This is a genomic window from Natronococcus sp. CG52 (assembly GCF_023913515.1).
In the GTDB taxonomy this organism is placed as follows: Archaea; Halobacteriota; Halobacteria; order Halobacteriales; family Natrialbaceae; genus Natronococcus; species Natronococcus zhouii.
In genome coordinates this window covers 2,682,714-2,706,013 of sequence record NZ_CP099391.1, presented here as the reverse complement: position 1 = coordinate 2,706,013, position 23,300 = coordinate 2,682,714, and the positions used below count along the sequence as shown (strand labels likewise).

Here is a 23,300-nt window from a genome sequence, read left to right as displayed (position 1 = left end):
CCCGTTCGCTCAGTCGTGAGGGTGAAACCGACGGACGGCCGCCCTGACCGCTTCTTCGCGACCGAGAAACGTCACCTTGTCCCCCTCCTCGAGCACGGTGTCGGCGCCGGGAACGGAGGTCTCTCCGTCGCGAGCGATGACGGCGACGATACAGCCGTCGGGGATCTCGGCGTCGAGATCGGCGATGGTCGAGCCGTCGAGATCTGCAGCGGTAATCGTGATCTCCTGGGCGTCGTGGCCCTCTCCGAGTTCGGTCATCCACTTGGCGAGTGCGGGCCGCTCGATCTGATTGTCGATCGACCACGCGGTCGCGCTCGAAACGTCGATCGCACGGACGCCCAGCGTCTCGAAGGCGTCGACGTTGTCGGGCGTGTTGACGCGAGCGAGGACCGTCTCGACCTCGTACTTCGTCCGTGCGAGCTGACAGACCAGCAGATTCGTGTCGTCGTCCGCCGTCGTCGCGACCGTGATCCTGGCGTCCTCGATGCCCGCAGCCCGCAGCGTTTCGTCGTCGGTCCCGTCGCCCTCGTGGGCGACGAACCCGTCCTGGCGAAGGTCGTCGACGATCGCAGGCTCCTCGTCGACCAGGACGACGTTTTCGCCGCGTTTCTCCAGCCGTGTGGCGAGCGCCCGGCCGATCCGACCGCCCCCGATGATGATGGTGCGCATTGGAATGACCTCGAAGTAGTCCGCGATCTGGCGGGCGAAACCCGCCTGCAGCACGACGGTGATGAAGATCACGAGAAAGACGGTTCCCGCGAGCGTCTGTGCGGCTTCGAACTGCCCGGCAGCCTCGAGTTCGATGGCGAACAGCGTCGCCACCGACGCCGGGATGATGCCGCGAGGACCGACGAAGGAGAGGAACAGGCGTTCGTCGCGGCTGAACTGACGGTCCGTCGCCGAGAGAGCGACGAGAATCGGTCGCACGAAGAGCGTAACTGCGACGACGACGGCGATGCCGCCGGTTCCGAGCCCGATCAGCGAGTCGAAGTCGATCAGCGCCGCGAGCGAGATGAAGACGAACGAGAGCACGATCAGCGTGAGATCCCGGTTGAACTCGAGGATTTCTCCGCGGTGGGGAAGGTCGACGTTCCCGAGGACGAACCCGGCGGTCGCGGCCGCGGCAACGCCGGTCTCGGAGAACACCGACTCGGCGAGACCGAACGCGACGAGCGCGCCGACGAGCGTCACCAGCCGCGCCATCTGCGGCGCGTTGCCAGCCGGCGGCCTGGCGTGGACGAGCAGGGTCCAGACGACGGCGGCGACGACGATGCCGATACCGATGCCCGAGGCCAGCCGCTGGAGAAACGCTGGCGGGATCAGTTCCGGCGCGTCTCCGACGACGAGGACCTCGAAGATGACGATCGCGAGAACGGCGGCGGTCACGTCGTTGATGATCCCCTCCGCTTCGAGAGCGGCCTCGACGTGCGTTCGGATCGTGAGCACCTCGAGCAGTGGCGTGATTACCGTCGGCCCGGTCGCGATCAACAGCGCGCCGATCAGGAAGGCGACGTCCCACGTGGTGCCGAGAAAGAACCGAACCGCGACTGCCGTCCCGACGAACGCCAGCGCCGCGCCGATCGTCGCCATCTTGAGGACCGTCTGTGGCGTCTGTTCGAGTTTCTCCCGGCGGAGGTGAAAGGCGCCGTCGAAGATGATGATGGCGACGCTGACGCCGACGACCGTGGAGAGCCCCTCGCCGAAGGTGTCGATGGTGACGAACCCGAGCCCCTCGGGACCGACGACGACGCCGATGACGATAAGAAAGAGCACGCTCGGTACCTGAAGATGCTTTGCGATCACCTGTGCGCCGACGCCGAGCGCCAGGATTCCGACCACAACTGGGAGAATCTCCACGGATATACGGCTCTCCTCCACGTCTCCGTACATAACGTCTCGGACGAGAGCGTCTCGACGAGCCGCCGCGGACGTCCGGAACTCAACATTCAAATCTGCGCGGTTCTAACCCTCATCGGATGCGCCTCGACGACTACATCGAGAGCCTCGAACCCGACGAGGAGGCCGAGCGGCGGCGCCTCGCAAAGGAGAAATCCTACGCGATCACGGACCACCTCGAGGAGTTCGAACGAAATTTCGAGCAGGCGCTGTCGGGTGATACGCTCGTGGGCTCGACGGCGCCCTCGATATTCGTCGGGCGATCGAACTACCCCGACATTCCGATCGGGGTGCTCTCGCCGGTCGGCGACGAGGACGACGCCGAATCCTACGTCACCGACGGCGAGTGGTACCGGCAGGGGTACGCGATCGACGACGTGCTCCAGCGCCGGACCGGGCTGTTGAATTCGAACAAGCGCGCGAACGTCGACTCGCCGAGCATCGCGAGCCGGCTGGCGCCGAACGTCCACGACAGCTGGGACGGCTTCGTCGGCGTCCAGCGCGAGGTCGCCATCGCGGATCGACCCGTCGACCTCGAGATCGGTCTCAGCGACAAACCGAACCTCGGACTGGACCCGGGAACGGACGTCGCCACGCCGCGGGGTCCGCGAGCGAACGCCCGGAACGCCGAACTCCGGGAGAACCCCTACGTTCCCAAACCGGTGAAGAAGACCCTCGAGGACGACGACTGGCAGGCCCAGGGCGCGATGACCTACCTCTACCGACGCGGGTTCGACGTCTACGAGATCAACTCGATCCTCTCTGCGGGCGCGCTCGGCGAGAGCGACCAGCGACGGCTCGTCCCGACGCGCTGGTCGATCACGGCGGTCGACGACACGGTCGGCCAGTTCCTGCGCGGACGCATCCGGAACGCACCGAGCATCGACGAGGTGCAGGTCTGGGAGAACGAGTACATGGGCAACCGGTACTGGGTCGTGCTCGCGCCCGGCAGCTGGGAGTTCGAACTCGTCGAGATGAAGGCGCCCGGCAGCATCTGGAACCCCAATCCTGACGACGATATCTGGCTTCAGAGCGCCTCGGAGGGATACGAGGGGCGCTCTAGCTACGTCGAGGAAACCGCCGGCGCGTACTACGCCGCCCGACTCGGGGCCCTGGAGTACCTCGAGTCGATCGACCGTCAGGCGAAGTGTCTCGTCCTCCGGGAGGTCAGCGACGACTACTGGGCGCCGGTCGGCGTCTGGCAGGTCCGCGAGAGCGTGCGCAACGCGTTCGACGGAGAGTTCGGCGAAGCCGAGACGTTCCACGGCGCGGTGTCGGCGATCACGACGCAGCTTCCGATCTCCTACCGCCGTCTGCGGCGCAAGTCGGAACTCGCGGCCGGCGTGCAGTCGAATCTCAGCGCGTTCTCGGCGTCTCCCGACGCGGAGTAAGCGGGAAACGCGGGCCTGCTACGATCGTTCCGCCGGGAGATCCGGAGAACTATCCCGTTCGCTCCCGTCGCTGTCGGTATGTGGTTCGCGCTTCTCAGCCCCGACCTGCTCTCGATTCTGGCAGCGCTCGTTCTCCTGGTCGTGGTCCCCGTCTTCGTCGTTCTCGTACTCGCGGTCGTTAGCGGGTACATCCAGCACGACGCGGAGCAGCGCCTGGCCGTGCTCTCGGAGGAGTCCCAGGAGTCCGAGAACGGAACCGACGCGCGGGAGAATCGAGGCGACGAGAACCGGTAGCCGAACGAATCGCTCGGTTCCGTCGACTCGGCGACCCCGTAGCGACGCTGCGGCGGTTACGTCGCTATCTCTCCCGCGTCGCGCTCGTGTCGTCCCTGCTGAATGTGAGTTCCGATACCGAATGGCATGCTTTGCAGTAATCTTTCGGTCAACTTTTATTCCCTCAGGGCATAACTCGGCTAATGCCTCGCGACTTTACACCGACGACGATCGACGAGCTGGATCCGGAGCGACGGCCGTCAGCCCGACTCGCGCTCGTTCCGGTGCTCGCCGTCGTCGCTTTCCTCGGAATCGGCTCCGCGCTGCTCGGACTCGATCCCCACGCGCCACTGCTCTGGAGTATCGTGTTCGTCGGCGCCTTCGGGTACTACCTCGGCTACTCGTGGGACGATCTCTACGACGGGATCGCCAACGGCCTCCTGATGGGACTACAGGCGATCCTGATCCTCTTCACCATCTACGCGCTCATCGCGACCTGGGTCGACGCCGGAACGATCCCGGCGATGATGTACTACGGCCTCGAGGTGCTGACGCCGACGGTGTTCCTGCCCGCGGCGGCCGTCCTCGCAGGCGTCGTCGCGTTCGCGATCGGGTCGTCGTGGACCACGGTCGGGACGCTCGGCGTCGCGTTCGTCGGGATCGGCTCCGGGCTAGGGATTCCCGCGCCGATGACCGTCGGGGCGGTCATCTCGGGGGCGTACGCCGGCGACAAGCAGTCGCCGCTCTCCGACACGACGAACCTCGCCGCTGGGGTGACGAACACGCCGCTGTACGACCACATAAACCGCATGCGGACGGGGACCGCCGTCGCGTTCGGGATCGCGGTGGTCGGCTTCGCCGCGCTCGGGGCTCCAGGCCAGCGGCGCCGTTCCCGCGGATCAACTCGCCGAGATCCAGACCGCACTCGAGGGAAGCTACGCGATTTCGCCGGCGGTTTTCCTCCCGCTCGTCGTGACCTTCGGGCTCGCGCTCCGCGGCGTCCCGGCGCTTCCGACCCTCGTCGTCGGCACGATCGCCGGCGTCGTCACGTCGATCCTGGTTCAGGGAACCGGCTTCGTCCCCGCCTGGGAGGTCTTCATGGCCGGAACCGCGCCCGAGACCGGTTCGGAACTCGTCGACGGTCTCCTCGAGACCGGCGGACTCACCGGTTCGGCCTGGACGATCACGGTCGTCGTCGCGGCGCTCGCACTCGGCGGGCTACTCGAGAAGACCGGCGTGCTGGCGGTGCTCGCTCACCGGCTCTCGCAGGGCGTGACGAGTTCGGGAAGCCTGATCGCCGGCACCGGCGTCTCCGCCATGGCGATCAACGTGCTCACCGCCCAGCAGTACATGAGCATCGTGCTCCCGGGGATGACCCTCCGGAACCTCTACGAGGAGTTCGATCTGGACAGCGACGAACTCTCCCGGGCCGTCGAGGCCGCCGGGACGCCGACCGGCGCGCTGATCCCGTGGCACGCCGGCGGCGTCTTCATGGCCGGCGCGACCGGCGTGCCGACGCTCGAGTACGCGCCCTACTACCTGTTCGGGTTCCTCTCGCCGCTCGTCCTGTTCGCGATGGCCGCGACCGGCCGCGGCGTGCCGTCGACGGACCGCGCCGAAACGGCACAGCCCGCGGACTGACGCGCTCTCGAGTCGCTACGAGGACGCTCAGTCGTCCGCCGTTCCCGCGTCCGACTTCGGTGCGGGCCGCTCTGCGGGCTCGAGGCGAACGTCGCCGGCGGCCAGCGCGGTCTCGTTGAGGACGTTGAGCCCGGCTTTGAACACCGCCAGCAGCACGGGGCCGAGGAACAGCCCCATGATGCCGAGCAGGTAGATGCCGCCGATGACGCCGACCAGGACGACCGCGGGGTGGAGCCCGGAGTTTCGGTCGACGAAGATCGCCCGCAGGTAGTTGTCGACGACCGAGAGCACGGCGAGTCCGTACAGGAGCAACGCGACCGCGGAGAGCGGATCGGCCGTCGTCGCGAGATAGCCGACCGCCGGGCCCCAGACGAACCAGACGCCGATCGCCGGCAGGAACGAGACGACGATCATCACGACCGTCCAGAACGCGACGTTCGGGACGCCGAGAAGGTAGAATCCGAGGCCGCCGAGCACCCCCTCGACGACGGCGACGAGCACGTGGCTCTTGATGACCGCCCAGGTCACGACCTCGACCTCGTCGAACAGCTCGTCGCGAATCCCGTCTTCGAGGGGCGCGACGTCGGCCAGCCAGGTGACGAACATCCGCCCGTCGGCCAGCAGGTAGTAGAGCAAAAACACGAGCACCAGCAGCCCCAGGCTCATCCGGATACTGGCGTTCAGCAGCCCGACCAGTTCCGCGAGCGCGACGTCGACGGCGTTTCCGAAGAGCCCCTCGAGTTCGGAGACGAGCTGTGCCTCGGTAGTCGCCACCACTTCGGGATCGGCGCCCAACTCGAGGGCGAGTTCCCTCGCGGACTCGATGACGACTATCTCGTCGAACCCGTTCAGGAACGAAAACACCGTCTGGAGGACCACGACCGAGAGGTAGAGGACCGGCACGACCGCGGCGAGAATCGCAACTCCGGTGAGGACGAGCGCCGACGGCCGCGCCCCGATCCGCGACTCGAGTCGCTTCTGTGCCGGGAAGAGCACGAACGCGAGGAGTCCGGCGGCGAGCACGTACTGCAACAGCGGGGCGAGGATGAGGGTCGAAATCGCCGCCAGAACGACGAGCAGGAGGGCGAAGAACGCGGTTCGGGCATCCATGTCTCGAGATGTCATGGAATGTACATAAGTGTTGACATTCAGAACTTCTAACTGTATCGAACGTCGCATCCGCATCGGGACGCGGAACGACGCGGGAAACGGCGTGAGAACGGTACGGCCGGAGCGGTCTCGAGGCGGCCGTCAGTCGGTCGTCTCGGTGTCGACCGAGTCGAACTTCTCGAACGCTTCCTCGGTGAGATCGCCGGTCGTGTCGACGATCTCGGCCCACGTCTCGCTATCAGGGGCGAGATCGAGCAGGCGGGCGATCTTCATGATCGAAAGGTGGTAGACCCGCTGTTGACCCGATTCCTCCTCCCAGACGATCACATTACAGGGGAAGAGTCCGCCGATCCGCATCGTCTCGTCGAGCGCCTCGTTCGCGATCGCGGGATTGCAGGCGCCGAGCACGTAGTACGGGTCCCGATCGGCGTTGACCTTCTCGTTCAACAGCTCCGAGGGTGAGAACTCGACGGGAATGCCGAAGCCGACGTCCTCGCAGACCTCGCGGACGTGTTCGATCGCTTCCTCGTGTTCCATCTCGAGGACGGCCTGTTTCTCGCCGACGTCGTTCGGGTCGATCTCGGCTGGGTCGATCGGGAGACTCATACCTAGTCCATCGAACGGGAGCCACTAAAGCCCCACCGCCGCGCCTGCCGTTCCCGCTCAAACCGGGACCGGGAGCCACTCGAGGTACCGCAGGTACGGGACGGGATCGAACAGCGGGTCGTGCAACACGAGCCAGTCCAGCAGGACGAGTCCGGCGCCGTGGGCGATCACCGACGGGAGGATAGAGTCGGACTTGTAGTCGACGGCGCCGAAGAGAACGTCGGTCGGCCCCGACAGCAGGAACTCGAGCGGCGGCTTCGAGGCGTGGTGGATCATGTAGACGACGGGGCTGATCAACACCGCCTTGAATCCGATCTCCTTGACCCCCACGCAGAGCAGGCCGCGATAGTAGGTTTCGGCGGCCAGCGCCAGCGTAAAGAGCTTGAGGGCGTGGGGGATGAACTCGCCGGGAGCGGCCGAGGTCTCCCACATCGGGTAGAACGCGCGAATGGTCGGGAGCGTCGATCCGACCACGTAGAAGGGGAGGACGAACAGCGAGAGCAACGCCGCGTTCCGGACGGCGATCCGATTGATATTCCAGCCGATGCGGTTCCCGTGGGAGAGGCCGAGCGCCAGCGGGCCGCCGATCAACAGGATCGCGTCGATGACGGCCCGACGCCCGAGGTCGCCCGGGACGAGTTGCATCCACAGCAGCGTCAGGACGCCGCCGGTCAGTAGCGACTTCTGAAACCAGCTGAGTCGATCGAACTGGTCGGAGAGCCAGCCCGCGTCGCTCCGTTCCCCCTCCGCCGACACGGTTGGTTACTCGTCCGCGGTCGGGACCGGTCCGGTGCTGATGACCTCGCGGACCTCGGTCTCGAACTCCTGGTGGCGCTGGAAGTACGTTTCCTCGACCTCCTCGAGGACGGCGGAAAGCTCTCGCGGGCCGTCCGGGGTGCGGATAACGCTCTCTCCCTCGAGGCGATCGATCTCGCTCTTCTCTTTCGGCCAGGTGAGTCGCGAACTCACGCGGGCGAGCGGCGCCCCCTCGACGGGCGTTCGTTCACCGAGCGAGACCGCAGGTTCCGAATCCTCGTCCTCGTCGCTCATGACCGAAGATTTTCGGTCCCGGCGATTCAACCTTTCGTTTCACCGGATACGCGGCCCGGTTCCTCTCTGAGATCTGAAACGTGTCTGACACACCGTTTTGTGGTGTGCGCCCGAACCCCTCCGCATGACGAGTCTGACGGAGGCCTATCAGGGGAACACACGGGAAGTGACCAGCCTCCGGCGGCTGTACGCGGGGACGTCGCTCGTTCTGCTCGGGGCGATGCTCTCGGTGCTCGCCGTCCTCGTGCCGACGACCGACCTCTTCGCCGGCTACGTCGCCGGGGCAACCGCGTGGGACATGCCCGATCATTACGCGACCGTGCGCGTCGCAGGCGCGCTCGCCGGCGTCGGCGTTCCGGCCGCACTCGTCGGCGTCTTTCTCGTGTTGCCGGCGAGTCGACGGGTACGCGCGGCCGGTGCGATCAGCGCCAGTCTCTGTCTGCTCGGCGTCGTGCTCTTCTGGGAAGCTTACCCTCACCACTGGCGGGGGCACGGCGCCGACCTGACGCTCGAGGTCTCGACGATCTATCTCCTCGGACTCTTCATCGCCGTCTGGTGTCTGTTCGTCGCGGTCGTCAACTTCAAGACGCGAAACGACCCCGGCGGGATGCTCGAGATGAACGTCACGCGCCACAACCAGACTATCGTTGAGGTCGACGAGTCGTCGACCGCCGGCGGACTCGGCGGGGTCGGATTCCTCGGCGAAAAACCGGACGGGAACGTGGAGACCCAGACGAACTCGAACGCGGACGGTGCCCGCTCTCGGTCGCCTGACCACCGCAGTCAGTCGCGGAGTCGGCGATCGTCGGGCGCCAACCGAACGAGCGCAGCGACGAGCGACGGCGGCTCGACGGCGGCCGACATCTCCTCGCCGCTCGAGACGGACGTCGGAGACGGCCGCGATGCGGAGATCGTCGACTCCTCGACGGAACGGCCGGAGCCGGCCGACCGCTACTGCGGCAACTGCAGTCACTTCGAGTACGTCCGCTCGTCGTCCGGGATGGTCCCCTACTGCGGCCGTCACGACGAGACGATGGAGAACATGGACGCCTGCGAGGAGTGGACGCCGAACCGTCGGTAGTTTCGTCGTCTGCGCTCGATTCTGCTGGAGCGGACTGCTCGCGTTCGACGCGACGCTCGAGCCACGGCCACCGAAACTGATACCAGGCCTGTGAGGAAGCGTGGCGCGTGTCCGTTAGATGCCGATCGCCTGTCGGCCGATCTCGACGCCTCGTCGGGGCAGTTCGTAGATAATCGCGGCGGCGAGCGCTAGCTCGACGGCGGTCACGAGAACGGTCACCAGATCCGCTCGCTTGCTGCTTACGGCGACGCCGCTCGGGAGACCGAACTCCTTCTTCCAGATCGGGTAAAACAGCGCGATGCCCCGCTTGCTCCCCGCGACGTCGAGCGCGTAGTGCGTCAGGATGCCGATCCAGACGTACTCGAGGTTTCCGAAGAGCACCGGAAAGCCGAGAAATCCGACCAGGATCGGGAGGTTGTGCAGCGTCTTCCGGTGTCTGCCGAACGCCGTGTCGACGTCCGGGAATAGGGCACCGAGCGTGACCGGAACGCCGATTTCGATGATCGTCTCGAACGTCCCCAGATCACCCACCGGTTCGAGCAGGTAGCCGAGCCCGATACTCAGCAGGATCGCGTTGAGGACGTGGCCTCGTTTATTCATGATAGGCGTGACTCGACGGGGGATCCTCGAATACCTTTCTCTCCGAGACGGTCAGGTTCTCGAACCAATAGGCGCGAGAAGCGGTCGATTGCGGCGGAGCGTTCACCCCCGCGACGTCTCACCGGCAGCGGCGAGCAGGTCCTCGAGTGCTTGGTCGACGGTCTTCGCCCGGACGGCCGCTCGGTCGCCGTCGAACTCGTAGCGAGAGGCGGTCGTGAACGAGGACTGCGAGCCCCACGGCCCGGCGTAGGAGACGCCGATGTAGACCGTTCCGACGGGCTTGTCCTCGTTTCCGCCGGTCGGGCCGGCGACGCCGGTCGCGGCGACGCCCCAGGTCGTATCCGCGACGTCGCGGACCCCCTGAGCCATCTCGCGGGCGACCGGTTCGGAGACGGCGCCGTGTTCGTCGAGCGCCTCGCGGCTGACCCCGAGGTGGCGGCGCTTGGCGTCGTACGAGTAGGTCGTCAGCCCCGAATCGAAGTGGTCACTCGCCCCCGGAACGGCGGTGACGGCGGCGCCGATCAGCCCGCCGGTGCAGGACTCGGCGACGGCGAGCGTCTCCTCTTCGTCGCGGAGGGCGTCGGCCACCTGCATCGGGAGTTCGCGTTCGATCTCGTCGTTCATACCTGATTCGAGGGGACGAGCGCGTTTCAAAGACCGGGTTTCGTCGGTTCGGGCGGCAGCCGAGCCGCGAACTGACTCGAGCGCCTCGAGAGGCGATCCGAGGCCGAACGGAAAGAACGACGGTCGGGGCGTTCCCAGTACCCGATATGGAGTACGAGACGCCGCTGTTCTTCCACGTGATGCAGTACGCGGCCCAGGCGGACCGCGACGTCGTCGATATGGTGAGCGGCAACCCCGACTGGGAGCCGCCCGAGGCGCTCCGAGAGGGGCTGCACGAGTACGCCGACCTCGAGCCCGACCAGTTCCAGTATCCGCCGAGCGTGGGCTTACGAGAACTCCGCGAGGAGATCGCCGCCCGGCGGGGCGTCGACGTCGAGCAGGTCGTCATCACCAACGGCGCCGGCGAGGCGAACTACCTCGCGATGGCGCGGGCGCTCGAGCGAGATCGCGGCGACGAGATCCTGCTGACCGATCCGGTCTACCCCTACTATCCGGGGAAGACGACGATGCTCGGCGGAACGCAGTCGTTCGTCGCGACCGACGACGAGGGACAGCTCGAGCCGGCCGACGTTCGCGCGGCCGCGAGCGGAGAGACTGCCGCGATCGTGGTCAACTCGCCGAACAACCCGACCGGAGCGGTTTACCCCGAGGAGACGGTTCGGGAACTCGTCGCTATCGCCGAGGAGTACGACGCGATCCTCGTTAGTGACGAAGTGTACGACCACTACGATCTCTCCGGGGAGTTCGCCAGCGCGCTCGGGTTCGACTCCGATCACCGGGTCATCACCAACGCCTTTTCGAAGTCGATGGCGATCACCGGCTTCCGCGTGGGCTACGCGGTCTTCCCGCCGCACCTCGTCGAGAACGCCAAGAGTCGCCACATGCTGGTCAACGTCGCCGGCAGTCGACCCTCCCAGTACGCGGTCCTCCGGGCGCTGCGCGAGACCGGTCCCGACTACTACGAGCGCAACCGCGAACTCCTCGCCGAGCGGGTCGAGACCTTCACCGACGCGCTCGAGACCGCGGGCGCCGAGTACACCACGCCGCAGGGCTCGTTCTACGTGATGGCGCGCTTCGAGGGGTATCCGGGGACGCTCGAGAACGCCGAGCGGCTGATCGACGAGGCCGGCGTCGCCGGCATGCCGGGGGAGGCGTTCGGCGACTCGCGGAGCGACTGGCTCCGGTTCGCGCTCGTCACGCCGCGGGTATCGGCGGCCGCCGATCGGCTCGCGGCGTACTTCGACGATTCGTAACGACGGCGAGGACGAGTACGACGAAAAGTGACGGACGAACGCGTCGGGGCGAGAAAGACGAACGCGACGAAATGAGGAGGGCCGCGGGGTCAACCGTTACCGAAGGGACCCGTTCCAGGAACAGTTCGTGCAGGCGAACAGCCCGGCGCCGTTGACCGTCTCCGCATCGCAAGCCGGACAGTCCGTCGATCCGGCGACACCGACCGCGTCGCTCGCGCTCCGCGGTCGAAGAACGCCGCGAGAGTGTGCCGTCGGGAGCGGTAGTCCGGTGTCTTCGGCTCCGTAGGGGAACTGTGTGGCGTCCGTCGTCGACGATTCCTCTGCTCGTAGCTTCGTAAGTTGTGCTGTCATGAGTACGGGGTTCGAAGCGCCACCACCTGCTTCGACGTGTTCGGATCGATGCGACTCTCGTAATTAAATTCGATGTCTAGTATGGATATACAGGTAAGGAGATTCTGCAGACCTAGTTTGTCTACAAGGGTGGTAATACACCGTGGGAAAGAGCGGAAAAGCGGGGATCCGGAATCGACTCTCGAGGTATCGACGGGGACTGACTGATCGAGACCGACGACTACTCGTGTGCGCGGCGGAAACCGGCGCGTATGAGCGGAATCGACGTCGAGCCGGTCGACGAAACGGCCGAAGGGGACGCGACTGCGACGGACGAGGAGTCCCACACGATCGAGGTCACACCGACGGACTCGGTGCCGGACGAACAGCGAGAGACCGTCGCGGTCGACCCCTCCGGCGAGGATATCGACGGCCCCGACTACGTGCTCTACGGCGGGAAAGGTGGCGTCGGGAAGACGACGATGGCGGCGGCGACCGCACTCGACAGCGCTCGCGGGGGCGTCTCGACGCTCGTCGTCTCGACGGACCCCGCCCACTCGCTCTCGGATACGTTCGAGACCGACATCCCGGCGGAACCCGACAGGATTCGCGAGGACATCCCGCTGTACGCCGCGGAGATCGATCCCGAAGCTGCCGTCGAAGAGGGGCAGGCCGCCTTCGCGGGCCAAGGTGGCGACATGTTCGGCGGGCTCGACGAGATGGTCGGCGAGGAGTCACCGATGGACTCGCTGCTCGGCGGCCCGATGCCGGGCTCCGACGAGGCCGCCGCGATGCAACTTCTGCTCGAGTACATGGACGACGACCGATTCGAGCGCGTCGTCGTCGACACGGCGCCGACGGGACACACCCTCCGGCTGCTTCAGCTCCCCGAGATCATGGATACGATGATGGGCCGGATCGTGCAGTTCCGCCAGCGAATCGGCGGCATGATCGACGGCATCAAGGGGATGTTCGGCGGGCAGGAGATTCCCGACCAGGAGGCGGACCTCGAGGACCTCGAGGTGCTCCGCGAGCGCATCGAACGGCTTCGGGCCGCGCTGCGCGATCCGGCGCGGACGGACTTCCGGATCGTCCTCGTTCCCGAGGAGATGAGCGTCCTCGAGTCCAAGCGGCTTCGCGAACGGCTCCGGGAGTTCGAGATTCCCGTGGGCACCGTCGTCGTCAACCGCGTCATGGAGCCGCTCTCGGACGTCACCGACGACGTCGAGGGCGAGTTCCTCCAGCCGAACCTCGACGACTGCGAGTTCTGCCAGCGCCGCTGGGACGTCCAGCAGTCGGCGCTCGCGGAAGCCCAGGAGCTGTTCCGGGGCACCGACGTTCGTCGTGTTCCGCTGTTCGCCGAGGAGGTACAGGGAGAGGGGATGCTCGAGGTCGTCGCAGCCTGTCTGCGGTAGTCGTTCGAACCTGGATCGGTCTTGTAAGGAGACGACCGTTTTTATATAGATCGTTCGATCATTCGCCGTACGAACGGGACGCCCTCGAGAACCTCAACACGCGCTGGTCCGTCGCGAAGGGCAACCTCCTCGAACTGTTCGGTATCTACGTCGTGTCGTTTCTCGTCGTCGCCGGGGCGGGAATCGTCACGGCGCCGTTTACCGGCCACGGGACGGGTTCTATCTCGCGTTTCTCGCGGTGACGGCGATCCTGACCGCGGTCGTCAGCCCGGTCGTTGCAGTTCGCGTACGCCCGCGTCTACCTCGAGTACCGACCCGTTTCCGTGCGGAGCGACGACCGCGGCGGTGACTCGCGTGATGACGGAACGCGAACCGGATCCGACGACGCCCACTGGTAACGGAGCGACGATCGAACCCGACCGACCGCGGCTCAGCGCTCCGGAACGACCGTTACCGGTCGGTCGCTGTCGAGGATCACCGCCTGCACGACGCTTCCGAACAGCACCTTTCCGACGGGAGATCGCTTCTGAATACCGATGACGATTCCGTCGCTGTCGCGTTCGGACGCGGCGGCGAGGATCGTCTCCGCGGGCTCGCCGACCGACTCGTGGACCGCGTATTCGACGGCGCTCGACTCGAGGATCTCCGTAACGGTCTCGACCGACGCCGGTAATGACGCGCGCCTTCGAACGTTCTCGTCCATCTTCTCAGCGTACTCCTCGGAGAAGCCGCCCGCAGCCCACTCGGCGTCGGGTCCCGACATTCCCTCGTGAACGTGGACGACGTCGACGAAGACGTCGTCGGTATCTGGTAGTTCGAGGACGGCCTCGGCCTGTGCGCGACCGCGGGTCTCGTTCTCGTCGACCGCGAGCAGAATTCGGTACACGGGTGGCGTTCGAGACGAGCGGCCATAGTGGTTCACGATCCGGCATCGATCAGTCGCTCATCGCGGACTCGTCGACCGGCGGCTCGGTGCGCACGACGAACAGGAGCAACGCGGCCGCGACGACGCAGCCGCCGCCGAGCAGCCACCACGAGGCGCGGTAGCCGACGCCGTCCGCGAGGTAGCCGAAGGCGGGCGGCGCGACGATCGACCCGGCGACGAGCGAGAGCTGTCCGCCGGCGGTCGCGCCGCCCATCTCGTCGGCCCCGACCAGCGTCGCCATACAGGAGTAGTAGACGCCGGTGTTTCCGAGGACGAAGAAGCCGAGCGCGGCGAAGGCGACGACGGCCCCGATCGCCGTCGACGCGGCGGCGACGACGGCGAACAGCACGGCTCCGGCGAGCGCCTGGACGATCAGAATCGCGCCGATCCGGAACTGCGGATCGCCCGGTAGCGCGTCGCTCAGCCATCCCGTGGTGATTCGACCGACGCTGCCGAATAGCTGCACGATTGCAAGTACGACTCCGCCGAAGGCGATCGATGCCCCCACCTCCTCCGCGACGAACAGAACGGTGTAGCCGGTCGTGGTGAACAGCGCCGCGCCGAGGAAGAACCCCGCCGCGACCAGGCGGCGGTACGGCCGATTGTGCGACAGCGCGCGGAAGTCGGGATACTCGGCCGTTCCGCCGTCGTGGCTCCCGGTGTAGAGAAACGCGAAGACCGCCGCGACGACGACGCCGACGGCGGCGGCGATCAGGAAGCCGGCCTGCCAGAAGAGCGCGCCGGCGAGTCCCGTCACGAGCAGGGCGCTGATGCCGCTGCCGGCGGTGACGCCGACCTGCTTGATACCCATCGCGAGGTTCTGCCGACCGGCGGCGATGTTGTCGTAGACCGCCTTGTTCGTCCCCGGAATCGCCGCGGCGTACGTCGATCCGAGGAAGAACGCGGCGGCGAGCAGGAGCGCGACGGACGGCGCGCCGGCGACCAGCGCCGCGCCGGTCGCGAGGCCGACGAGGCCGAGCGAAAGCGTGCGGTACTCGCCGAACCGGTCGGTCAGCGCGCCAACCGGCAGGAGAAAGACCGCGTACCCCAGCGTGAGCGCGGTCACGACGAATCCAACCTGAAACCGGGACAGTCCGAACTCCGTGCGAAAGAACGGCGTCGCCGCGAAGACCGTGTAGTAGCAGATGCTCGCGGCGATCTGCCACGTCGTCACGAGCGAGACCGTTCGCCAGTACGACCGATCCATCGAACACTGCGTTCGTTTCGAAGGGACGTGCTTTACGGTGCCGAAACCGGAAGCCGGCGCCGGCCGAGAACGGGGATTTTCGAGTGCAGAACGGCCTCCGAGTCCGATCGAAGCGTCTCAGTCTCACTCCTCGGACCACTCGCCGCCGACGCGGTCGACGCCCATCATCGCCTCTCCCGGGTGTTCGGTGAACACGACTTTCACGTTCTCGTCGGGAATCTCGAGCGTCTTACCCGCGTACTCCATGGTGGCGAGCGCGAACGCTCGTTTCCGCTCGAAGGAGCGCCCGCGACGGATTTCGGCGTCGAGAAACAGGAGCGGTCCCTCGACCGCACGGCCGAGGTGGAGCGCCGACGCCTCGTGTTCGCGGATCGTCACCGCGACGTGACCCGCAGTCGTCTCCATCTCGCTCGTGTACAGTTCCGTCACTCGATCGGCGAGAGCCGTTCGTTCCTCGGGGGTCAACGAACGGGTCGTATCGAACTGTAACAGCGGCATACTCCGGCTTCACTCGGCACGAGTATGTGGGTTCCGACGTTGGCGGATTCCTCTCGAGCGCTGGCGGGTTTCTGGGCCGAACTTCCGTGAGGAGTTTCACCAATGTTGACATCCTCACGCAACCGAATCTCGGCGTTTTTTAGTCTTCCATTCGAAACGCTCGCAACAATGGTGTTCCGCTCGCGAAGAAAGTACCAGTCGATCATCCAGCGCATCTGGACGTATCTGTGGGTTCTCAACGAACAGACGAAGGCGTATCTCACCCTCGACGGGCGAGCGATCGCCGAAGACCTGGATACGCTCTCAAAGGAAGAAAAACGCGTCGCTCGGACGGCGTTCGCCGACGGCGGCCAACAAGTGAACGACGGAGGCGGAACCGCGGAATCCGGGGGCGATGGATCCGGAGGCGACGACCAGTCGCCGTTCGACGTTGGCGGTGAGTACAAACTCCGGCAGAAGATCGGATTCGTTCTCGGCCCGCTCCTGTTCGCGGTGCTGTACCTCTCGCCGACGCCGGAGGGACTGACGCCGGAAGGACAGGCCGTCGCCGCCGCCACCGCGTGGATCGCGGTCTGGTGGATGTCCGAGGCGATCCCGATTCCGGCGACGTCGCTGCTCCCGATCGTGCTGTTTCCGCTGACCGGTGCGCTCCCGGCCGGGGAGACGACTCCCTCCTACGCCAATCCGCTGATCTTTCTCTTCATGGGCGGATTCTTCCTCGCGATGGCGATGCAGCGGTGGGGGCTCCACCGGCGCATCGCCCTCCGGACGATCAAGGCCGTCGGAACCGAGCCCTCGCGGCTCATCCTCGGGTTCATGCTCGCGACGGCGTTCCTCTCGATGTGGGTCTCTAACAGCGCGACCGTGATGATGATGGTTCCGATCGCGCTGGCGGTCATCTACCAGACCGCGGATCTGGTCGACGAGACCGACCTCGAGATCGACACGAGCGAGGGCAACTTCTCCTTCGGCGTCGCCCTGATGCTCTGTATCGCCTACGGCGCGTCCGTCGGCGGCGTCGCGACGCTTATCGGTACGCCGCCGAACATCCTCTTTGCGGGCCAGGCAGGCGAACTGTTCGGAACGACGATCGGCTTCGCCGAGTGGATGCTCTACGGGGTTCCGATCTCGATCGTCGGGCTCGTAACGGTCTACCTCTACGTCACCCGGGTCGCTATCTCGCCGGAGTTCGATCAGTTACCGATCGGCGCCGACACGATCGACACCGAACTCGAGCGACTCGGCTCGATGGGAACTCAAGAGCGGATGGTGCTGGTCGTCTTCGTGGGCATGGCGGCGGCGTGGATAGGCGCCAGTCTGGCCGACCAGGCCGGACTCGTTCCCGTTCCGGAGGACGTCGACACGATCGTCGCCATCGGCGGCGCGCTGGTACTGTTCACGCTGCCGACGAAGACCGAAGACGGTGATCACACGTTCCTCCTCGACTGGACCAGCGGCGTCGAGATTCCGTGGGGCGTCATCCTCCTGTTCGGTGGCGGCCTCGCCATCGCCGCCGGCTTCGGCGATACCGGCCTCGCGGCGTGGATCGGCGAACAGCTCGCCGGACTCGAGGGCGTCTCCATGGTTCTCATCATACTCACGGTCGTCACGATGACGATCTTCCTGACGGAGGTCACTTCGAACACGGCGACGACGGCGATGCTCATGCCGATCCTCGCCGGCGTCGCGGTGGGTATCGGCGTCCACCCCTACGGGCTGATGATCGCGGGCGCGACCGCGGCCTCGTTCGCGTTCATGCTCCCGGTCGCGACGCCGCCGAACGCCATCGTCTTCGGTAGCGGCTACATCACGCTGCCTCAGATGGCTCGCGTCGGCGTCGGGCTCAACGTCCTCGGAATCATTCTGATCACGCTGGTCGCGCTCCTCTGGCTGCCGCTGGCGTGGGGAATCGACCTCGGAACGCTGCCGACCGACTTCGCCGAGGCGTTCAACGGCTAGCCCGGTTGCGGCTGCCTCGCCCCGTCGCGCCGATCTTCTTCCCGTAACCGCGCGACGCGACAGCCGAGCCGTACACTCGTCGCTTCGGCCGCGGCTGATTCCCGAGAGAGACAGCGTCGGCAGAGAGCTGTCGATCGACGACGGAAACTCCGACAACCACCGGGAGTCGTCACGACGCACCTATTCTCGGGAAGTGGGAACCGGCGCGACCGTTGATGTCCGGGTTCGACAATACCAAGACACGCTCAATGCCGACAGATGGACTGGTATCCAACCGGAGCGAACGCGTAGTCCTTCAGACACTTTCGGAATCCGGACCGATCACGATTCCGGAGTTAGCGGACTCTCTTGCCAGCCATCCGGCGACGGTCGAACGCCGCTGCCGCGAGCTACAGCGGGCGGGATACGTTCGTCAGTGTACCGGCGGAAAGTTCGCCGTCGACGAGAATCGCTGGAACGCTCGAGCGACCGACGACTGATACTACCGCGGCTACCGACCGCTCGAGATCCCAGAATCGTTCGATATCATCCCGCTGCTTCCTCGCGCCTTTTCTTCTTCCCGGCCGATCCGATCTCCGACTACCGATCGCCGGCCGTCGACCGTTCTGCACCCTCGCACCGACGAGAGAACGCGAACGACCCGTCTACGCTCGCGACGCCTCCCCCGAAACGACGAGCACGCGGAGGTCGTTGACGTTCGTCCCGGTGTAGCCCGTCTCGAGCAGGGCACCGAAGTCTTCGAGCGGTCCGTAAACGTCGTTCGCCGCGAGTGCGCGTTTCGCCGCCGCCTCCTCCTCCTCCGAGTCTATCGTTTCACCGTCGACGATCGCGCCCGCAGCGTCCGTCGGTCCGTCGATCCCGTCGGTGTCGACGCTCGCGAGGACGGCCTCGGTCTCGCTCGCGGCGAACTCGAGGCCGGCCGCGAGCGCGAGTTCCTGGTTCGGGCCGCCGCTGCCGCCGCTTCCGCTGTTACCACCGTCGTCGTCACCAGCATCGTCTTTGCTGACGGTGACGGTCACCTCACCGCCGGAGAGGACGACCGCGGGCGGTTCGATCGGATCGCCGTCTGCCGCGATCTCCGCTCCGATGGCGGCGTGAACCCGGCCGACCTCCCGCGCCTCGCCCGTGAGACGACTCGAGAGCACGAGCGACTCGTAGCCGCGCTCTCGAGCGGCGTCGCGTGCGGCGTCGATAGCCGTTCGACCGTTCGCCAGACAGTACCAGTCCTCGTCGGCGTCGGCGACCGCCGAGTCGCCATCGTTCGGAGTCTCCGCGAGTTCGCCCGCCGCCCCGCGCTCGAGGTGCTCGCGGACGCTCGCGGGAACCTCGTCCCGGATCCCGTAGCGCTCGAGCACGCTGACGGCGTCGGCGAACGTGCTGGTATCGGACACCGTCGGTCCGCTGCCGATCACCGACGGATCGTCGCCGACGACGTCGCTGATGGCGAGCGTGAGAACCGTCGCGGGAGCCGCTCGGCGGGCGAGTTGGCCGCCCTTGATCGCCGAGCAGTGCTTCCGGACGGCGTTGATCTCGTCGATCGACGCCCCCGACTCGAGCAGCGCGTCGGTCGTCTCCTGAAGCGCTCCGAGCGAGAGCCCGTCGGCGGGCGCACAGCACAACGCGCTCGCGCCGCCGGTGATCGCCGCGAGCACGAGCGTTCGCTCGCCGGCCGCGTCGGCCCGCTCGAGGAGTTCCCGCGTCGCGTCGACGTTTCGCTGTGACGGTGTCGGGTGATCACCCTCGCGGACGGCGACCGGGCCGATCGTCTCCTCGTCGGGCGCGGTCGTGACGACGACGCCGTCGTCGATCCGGGTCTCGAGCAGGTCGACGAGCGCCGCGACGACGCCGCCGGTCGCCTTTCCGCCGCCGAGGACGAGGATCTCGTCGAACCGATCGAGATCGTACTCGCGGCCGTGAACGCGGAGCGTCTCTCCCTCGAGTACCACCGCCGAGTCGACGACGGTCTCCGGAAGGGTAGCGGTGATCCCGGCCTCGAGTGCGTCGAGGGCGGTCTCGCGGGCTGGCGTCTTCGCGTGTCGTTCGCGGGAGTGGAACATGAGTATCGATAACCGGTGCGCTCAGACGAGTTTTCGAACGAGTCCGTAGACCGCGTCCTGGAGTCGATCCGGGAGGAAGCGGGCGTACACGCCGGCCTGGCCGAGCGGGCCGACCGGATACCGGGCCGGCGGCTCGGAACGGATCGCGGACTCGACGATCGCCACTGCAACCTCCCTCGGCGTGGAGGCGAAGGGACCGCCCTGTCCGCCGCCGATCAGTTGCGCTTCGTCGTAGAGCTCGTACAGCGACTCGTAGGCCGGCGTGCGCTGGGATTCGGGGAGTTCCTCGTCGACTCGGTCCGTGAACTCCGTCTCGACCGGGCCCGGCTCGATCAGCACGACATCGATGCCGAACTCCTCGATCTCGGCGCGAAGCGAGTCGCTCATCGCCTCGAGGGCGTGTTTCGATCCCGAGTAGGCGCCCGACCCCGGGAACGAGACCCGGCCGGCGACGCTCGAGACGTTGATGATCCGTCCCTCGCCCTGTGCGCGCATGTGCGGTAGGGCGGCGCGAGCGAGGCGGTGCGGGCCGTAGACGTTGACGTCGAACTGCCGGTGGAGGTCGACCGTCGAGACGTCCTCGAGCGGCCCCATCTGGGCGTAGCCGGCGTTGTTGACGAGACAGTCGATCGCGCCGCCGATCTCGACGGTTCGTTCGACGACCTCGGCGACCTGATCCGGATCGGTGACGTCGAGTTCGAGCGTCGTACAGCCCGCCTCGGCGAGATCCGCGATATCGTCGGCGTTCCGAGCGGTCGCGATCACCTGCCAGTCCTTCTCGAGGAAGGCTCGAGCGGTCGCGTGTCCGATTCCCGACGAGCAGCCGGTGATCAGCACGCACCGCTTGCGCGTGTAACGATCGTCGGCGGTCGTGCTCGTCTCCGTTTCCCGCCTGGAGTCATCTGCTGCGGCGGTTCCGTCGTCCCCCGCCTCATCGTCGGCTTCCTCAGCGATGGCCATGGGTGACCGTTTCGAGAGAGGATACCTAAGTATCGACGGTTTGTCGCGCCAGTCGTAATTTCCGGCCGCGGAGGAACTGTTCGTCGAGAGTCGGTCGTGTTATGCGCGAAGCTCGGTCGTCTGCGCTTGAAGCACGATGCATCGGGAGACGTGGCGTGCACTGATCCGCGGCGAGTGACGCGAGACGCGGTTCGAAGCTGCGCGAGGGGCGAACGAGCAGAGCGCGGCGCGTAGCGCCGCGGTAACGCGAACGGCGTAAGCCGTGAGCGCGCAAGCGAGTGAGTCGGCTGGGGAGGGTGTGGCTACTCCACGTGTTTCGTGCAAGCAGGACGCTATTCCGTATGAGAACACGGAGAGCGTTCCAGAACACGGTGAAAGCCCCTGGCCGGGTCGACGGCTGCGACTCGCTGTGCGCTTCCCTCGCTACGCTCGGTCTCGTTCGAAAGGCGCTTTGCGCCTTTCGTGATCACGAGAGAGCGAAGCTCTCTCGAACGACAGTGCTTGCGTCGTCTCGCTCGTCGACCCGGCCAGCCCCTTTCGGTCCCACCCACCGCGGCGGTTGGTCGGTCGGCTATCGAACGCGGCCGGCCGCTACTCGTCGAGCCCTCGCTTCGCCTCGTCGGCGTAGCTGTCGGCCAGCCGGACGGGTTCGGGGAGCTTGTACGACGAGGAAAGCGCCAGGGCGACGTCGGCGGCCGTTTCCGGGCCGACGCGGTGGCCGGGACTGACGTACAGCGGGTTGATGTACCGATCGGGAGAGTCGTACTGTCGCGTCTGTACCGCGTAGCCGAGCAAGGTGCCGTCGGGTACGTCGACTCTCGAGTTCGACTCGATGGCCACCCGGGACCCCTCGGGCAGGTTCTCGGTCTCCTCGCGGGGGCTGCCACAGAGCAGGCTCTTGGCGACGCCGATACTCGGGACGTCGAGGACGACGCCCATGTGGGTCGCGATCCCCGCCTGCCGGAAGTGAATCCGGCCGCTGCCGTCGAACAGGAGCAGATCCGGCGACGCCGAGAGCGCCTCGAGCGCGTCGAGGATCGGCCGCCCCTCTCGAAACGAAAGCAGGCCGGGAATGTAGGGGATCTCGAGGGGCGTCACCGCGTGGATGCGTTCGATCACCTCGCCGCCCTGCATCGCGACGACGGCGCTCAGGGCGCGATCCTGCTCCCCGTCGGCGTCGGTGAGAAAGGACTGATCGACGCCGGCGACGACCGGCGGTTCGTCGGGACTCGAGGACGCGGCGAGCGGGTCGCCGAGCACCGCGGGGTCGAACGCGATATCGTCTTCGAAAACCGCAGCGTTGGCAATCTCGCGCTGGAGGGCTTCCATGTCGTCGCGCTCGAGCGAGGCGTCGGGAACGAGGTCGGGACGGGACGCGTTCATCGGTGGGAGAGCGTTGTCGGCGAGCGAAAATCAGTGTCGGGGTTCGGCCGGTAGCTCAGAAGCGTCGTCGGCCGCCGGGCCCGCCGGGGCCGCCCGGACCGCCCGGTCCACCGGGACCGCCGCCGCCGAGCTGGAACTGGTCCTGCGTTCGAACGTTCTGGGTTCGCTTGATGTACTCGCCGTAGGCGAGCCCGATCACGAGCCCCACGAGGTGGGCCGCGTGGGCGATGTTGCCGCCGCCGCCGGTGCCGATGAAGAAGACGCTGATCACCGCCGTCCCGGCCGCGAGCAGCCAGATCGGAACGGGGAGGATGAAGTAGAGGTAGACCTTGAGATTCGGGTTCAGAATCGTGAGCACGCCCATGATCGCGAGTGCGGCGCCGCTGGCGCCGAGAACGCTTGAGGGGACGCCCTGCACGGCCGAGATTCCGACCTGCCCGAGACCGGCAAGCGCGCCGCTGACGATGAACAGTATTGCGAACTTCTTCGAGCCGACGTAGCGCTCGACCAGCGGGCCGAAGAAGAAGATCACGATGCTGTTGAAGACGATGTGGAAGATTCCAAACGGGCTGTGTGCGAAGATGGAGGAGATCCACGTCCAGACGTACTCGGGATTTTCCGTCGAGAGAGTGAACAGCGCGCCGTGTAGCGACAGTCCGCCGATCAGGATCGTGATCCACTGGAGCGCGAATGTGATCCACATCAGCGCGAGGAACGTGTAGGTCGCGTTCCCGCGGAAGTACGCCAGCGGGCCGCCCGGCCCGGTGTCGATGGGGATCTTGTCCATCAGACTCGAGGTCTTCGACGTTCCGCCGTTCTGAACGCTGTCGTCGAAGCCGCTGTCGAAGACCCCCTGGGGATCGTTCCAGTTGTTGAGTCTCGTACAGTCGTGGTTCTCCGGCAGTCGGTGTTCACTGCAGTAGGTGCCCCCACAATGCCGGCAGTTGTAGGGCATGCTCTCCTCTTTCCCACACACGTCGCACGTGGCCATTGGCCGGGGATAGGTGTGGCATCGCTAAGGGATTTGGGGTTTTCCGCAGC

General features: G+C 66.4%; 23 protein-coding genes and 1 pseudogene. 9 read left to right on the top strand and 15 right to left on the bottom strand.

Features of this window, described 5'->3' with window-relative positions:
• Positions 1–9: 9 nt before the first annotated feature.
• The gene (locus tag NED97_RS13625) at positions 10–1,857 is read right to left on the bottom strand and encodes a cation:proton antiporter domain-containing protein (protein WP_252487565.1); all 1,848 of its coding nucleotides are present in this window, start codon (positions 1,855–1,857) and stop codon (positions 10–12) included.
• 119 nt (positions 1,858–1,976) lie between these two features.
• On the opposite strand from NED97_RS13625, the gene nreA reads away from it, so the two are divergent.
• The 3 genes and pseudogenes from nreA (at position 1,977) to arcD (ending at position 5,201) form a co-directional block, all read left to right on the top strand.
• On the top strand, positions 1,977–3,287 hold the full coding sequence (gene nreA, locus NED97_RS13620; RefSeq protein WP_252487564.1) for a DNA repair protein NreA: 1,311 nt from the start codon (positions 1,977–1,979) through the stop codon (positions 3,285–3,287).
• Between the two features lie 78 nt (positions 3,288–3,365).
• Positions 3,366–3,581 (top strand): hypothetical protein, encoded by a 216-nt coding sequence (locus tag NED97_RS13615; RefSeq protein WP_252487563.1) that lies wholly within the window; start codon positions 3,366–3,368, stop codon positions 3,579–3,581.
• 182 nt (positions 3,582–3,763) lie between these two features.
• Positions 3,764–5,201: pseudogene (gene arcD / locus NED97_RS13610) on the top strand (arginine/ornithine antiporter ArcD).
• A gap of 27 nt (positions 5,202–5,228) precedes the next feature.
• Here arcD and NED97_RS13605 read toward each other — a convergent pair.
• The 4 genes from NED97_RS13605 to NED97_RS13590 form a co-directional block, all read right to left on the bottom strand.
• On the bottom strand, positions 5,229–6,311 hold the full coding sequence (locus NED97_RS13605) for an AI-2E family transporter (protein ID WP_252487562.1): 1,083 nt from the start codon (positions 6,309–6,311) through the stop codon (positions 5,229–5,231).
• Positions 6,312–6,452: 141 nt separating this feature from the next.
• The gene (locus NED97_RS13600; protein WP_252487561.1) at positions 6,453–6,917 is read right to left on the bottom strand and encodes a DUF302 domain-containing protein; all 465 of its coding nucleotides are present in this window, start codon (positions 6,915–6,917) and stop codon (positions 6,453–6,455) included.
• A gap of 57 nt (positions 6,918–6,974) precedes the next feature.
• Complete coding sequence (locus tag NED97_RS13595) at positions 6,975–7,673, bottom strand: CPBP family glutamic-type intramembrane protease (RefSeq protein ID WP_252487560.1); 699 nt, start codon at positions 7,671–7,673, stop codon at positions 6,975–6,977.
• A 6-nt stretch (positions 7,674–7,679) separates the two neighbouring features.
• On the bottom strand, positions 7,680–7,967 hold the full coding sequence (locus NED97_RS13590; protein ID WP_252487559.1) for a DUF5789 family protein: 288 nt from the start codon (positions 7,965–7,967) through the stop codon (positions 7,680–7,682).
• A gap of 124 nt (positions 7,968–8,091) precedes the next feature.
• Between NED97_RS13590 and NED97_RS13585 the strand changes: the two genes are divergently transcribed.
• Positions 8,092–9,048, top strand: coding sequence for a DUF7139 domain-containing protein (locus NED97_RS13585; RefSeq protein ID WP_252487558.1), 957 nt, complete (start codon positions 8,092–8,094; stop codon positions 9,046–9,048).
• Between the two features lie 114 nt (positions 9,049–9,162).
• Here the strand turns inward: NED97_RS13585 and NED97_RS13580 are convergent, their stop codons facing one another.
• Positions 9,163–9,648, bottom strand: a complete 486-nt coding sequence (locus NED97_RS13580) for a metal-dependent hydrolase (RefSeq protein ID WP_252487557.1) — start codon at positions 9,646–9,648, stop codon at positions 9,163–9,165.
• Positions 9,649–9,750: 102 nt separating this feature from the next.
• Positions 9,751–10,272: a CinA family protein gene (locus tag NED97_RS13575; protein ID WP_252487556.1), complete on the bottom strand. Its 522-nt coding sequence runs from the start codon at positions 10,270–10,272 to the stop codon at positions 9,751–9,753.
• Between the two features lie 146 nt (positions 10,273–10,418).
• On the opposite strand from NED97_RS13575, the gene NED97_RS13570 reads away from it, so the two are divergent.
• Positions 10,419–11,525, top strand: coding sequence for a pyridoxal phosphate-dependent aminotransferase (locus tag NED97_RS13570; RefSeq protein ID WP_252487555.1), 1,107 nt, complete (start codon positions 10,419–10,421; stop codon positions 11,523–11,525).
• Between the two features lie 96 nt (positions 11,526–11,621).
• Here NED97_RS13570 and NED97_RS13565 read toward each other — a convergent pair whose 3' ends face one another.
• Positions 11,622–11,876, bottom strand: a complete 255-nt coding sequence (locus NED97_RS13565; RefSeq protein WP_252487554.1) for a hypothetical protein — start codon at positions 11,874–11,876, stop codon at positions 11,622–11,624.
• A gap of 251 nt (positions 11,877–12,127) precedes the next feature.
• Between NED97_RS13565 and NED97_RS13560 the strand changes: the two genes are divergently transcribed.
• Together NED97_RS13560 and NED97_RS23135 are read left to right on the top strand one after the other, a co-directional pair.
• Positions 12,128–13,270, top strand: a complete 1,143-nt coding sequence (locus NED97_RS13560; protein WP_252487553.1) for an ArsA family ATPase — start codon at positions 12,128–12,130, stop codon at positions 13,268–13,270.
• Positions 13,271–13,545: 275 nt separating this feature from the next.
• Entirely contained in the window at positions 13,546–13,668 is a 123-nt protein-coding gene (locus NED97_RS23135; protein WP_256493274.1) for a hypothetical protein, read from the top strand.
• Between the two features lie 32 nt (positions 13,669–13,700).
• On the opposite strand, the gene NED97_RS13555 is transcribed toward NED97_RS23135, so the two are convergent.
• The 3 genes from NED97_RS13555 to NED97_RS13545 form a co-directional block, all read right to left on the bottom strand.
• On the bottom strand, positions 13,701–14,156 hold the full coding sequence (locus tag NED97_RS13555) for a universal stress protein (protein ID WP_252487552.1): 456 nt from the start codon (positions 14,154–14,156) through the stop codon (positions 13,701–13,703).
• A 49-nt stretch (positions 14,157–14,205) separates the two neighbouring features.
• Complete coding sequence (locus NED97_RS13550; protein WP_252487551.1) at positions 14,206–15,402, bottom strand: MFS transporter; 1,197 nt, start codon at positions 15,400–15,402, stop codon at positions 14,206–14,208.
• A gap of 123 nt (positions 15,403–15,525) precedes the next feature.
• Positions 15,526–15,900: a 4-oxalocrotonate tautomerase family protein gene (locus NED97_RS13545; protein WP_252487550.1), complete on the bottom strand. Its 375-nt coding sequence runs from the start codon at positions 15,898–15,900 to the stop codon at positions 15,526–15,528.
• A gap of 168 nt (positions 15,901–16,068) precedes the next feature.
• Here NED97_RS13545 and NED97_RS13540 point away from each other — a divergent pair, with 168 nt between their 5' ends.
• Both NED97_RS13540 and NED97_RS13535 read left to right on the top strand, forming a co-directional pair.
• Complete coding sequence (locus tag NED97_RS13540; RefSeq protein WP_252487549.1) at positions 16,069–17,859, top strand: SLC13 family permease; 1,791 nt, start codon at positions 16,069–16,071, stop codon at positions 17,857–17,859.
• A gap of 215 nt (positions 17,860–18,074) precedes the next feature.
• Positions 18,075–18,338 (top strand): winged helix-turn-helix transcriptional regulator, encoded by a 264-nt coding sequence (locus tag NED97_RS13535; protein ID WP_345781205.1) that lies wholly within the window; start codon positions 18,075–18,077, stop codon positions 18,336–18,338.
• A gap of 165 nt (positions 18,339–18,503) precedes the next feature.
• On the opposite strand, the gene NED97_RS13530 is transcribed toward NED97_RS13535, so the two are convergent.
• The 4 genes from NED97_RS13530 to NED97_RS13515 all read right to left on the bottom strand — a co-directional run bounded on the left by NED97_RS13530 (position 18,504) and on the right by NED97_RS13515 (position 23,250).
• Entirely contained in the window at positions 18,504–19,916 is a 1,413-nt protein-coding gene (locus NED97_RS13530; RefSeq protein WP_252487547.1) for a glycerate kinase type-2 family protein, read from the bottom strand.
• 21 nt (positions 19,917–19,937) lie between these two features.
• Positions 19,938–20,876, bottom strand: a complete 939-nt coding sequence (locus NED97_RS13525) for an SDR family oxidoreductase (RefSeq protein ID WP_252487546.1) — start codon at positions 20,874–20,876, stop codon at positions 19,938–19,940.
• A gap of 591 nt (positions 20,877–21,467) precedes the next feature.
• Positions 21,468–22,259: an endonuclease V gene (locus NED97_RS13520; RefSeq protein WP_252487545.1), complete on the bottom strand. Its 792-nt coding sequence runs from the start codon at positions 22,257–22,259 to the stop codon at positions 21,468–21,470.
• A gap of 55 nt (positions 22,260–22,314) precedes the next feature.
• Positions 22,315–23,250 (bottom strand): rhomboid family intramembrane serine protease, encoded by a 936-nt coding sequence (locus NED97_RS13515; RefSeq protein WP_252487544.1) that lies wholly within the window; start codon positions 23,248–23,250, stop codon positions 22,315–22,317.
• Between the last annotated feature and the right edge of the window lie 50 nt (positions 23,251–23,300).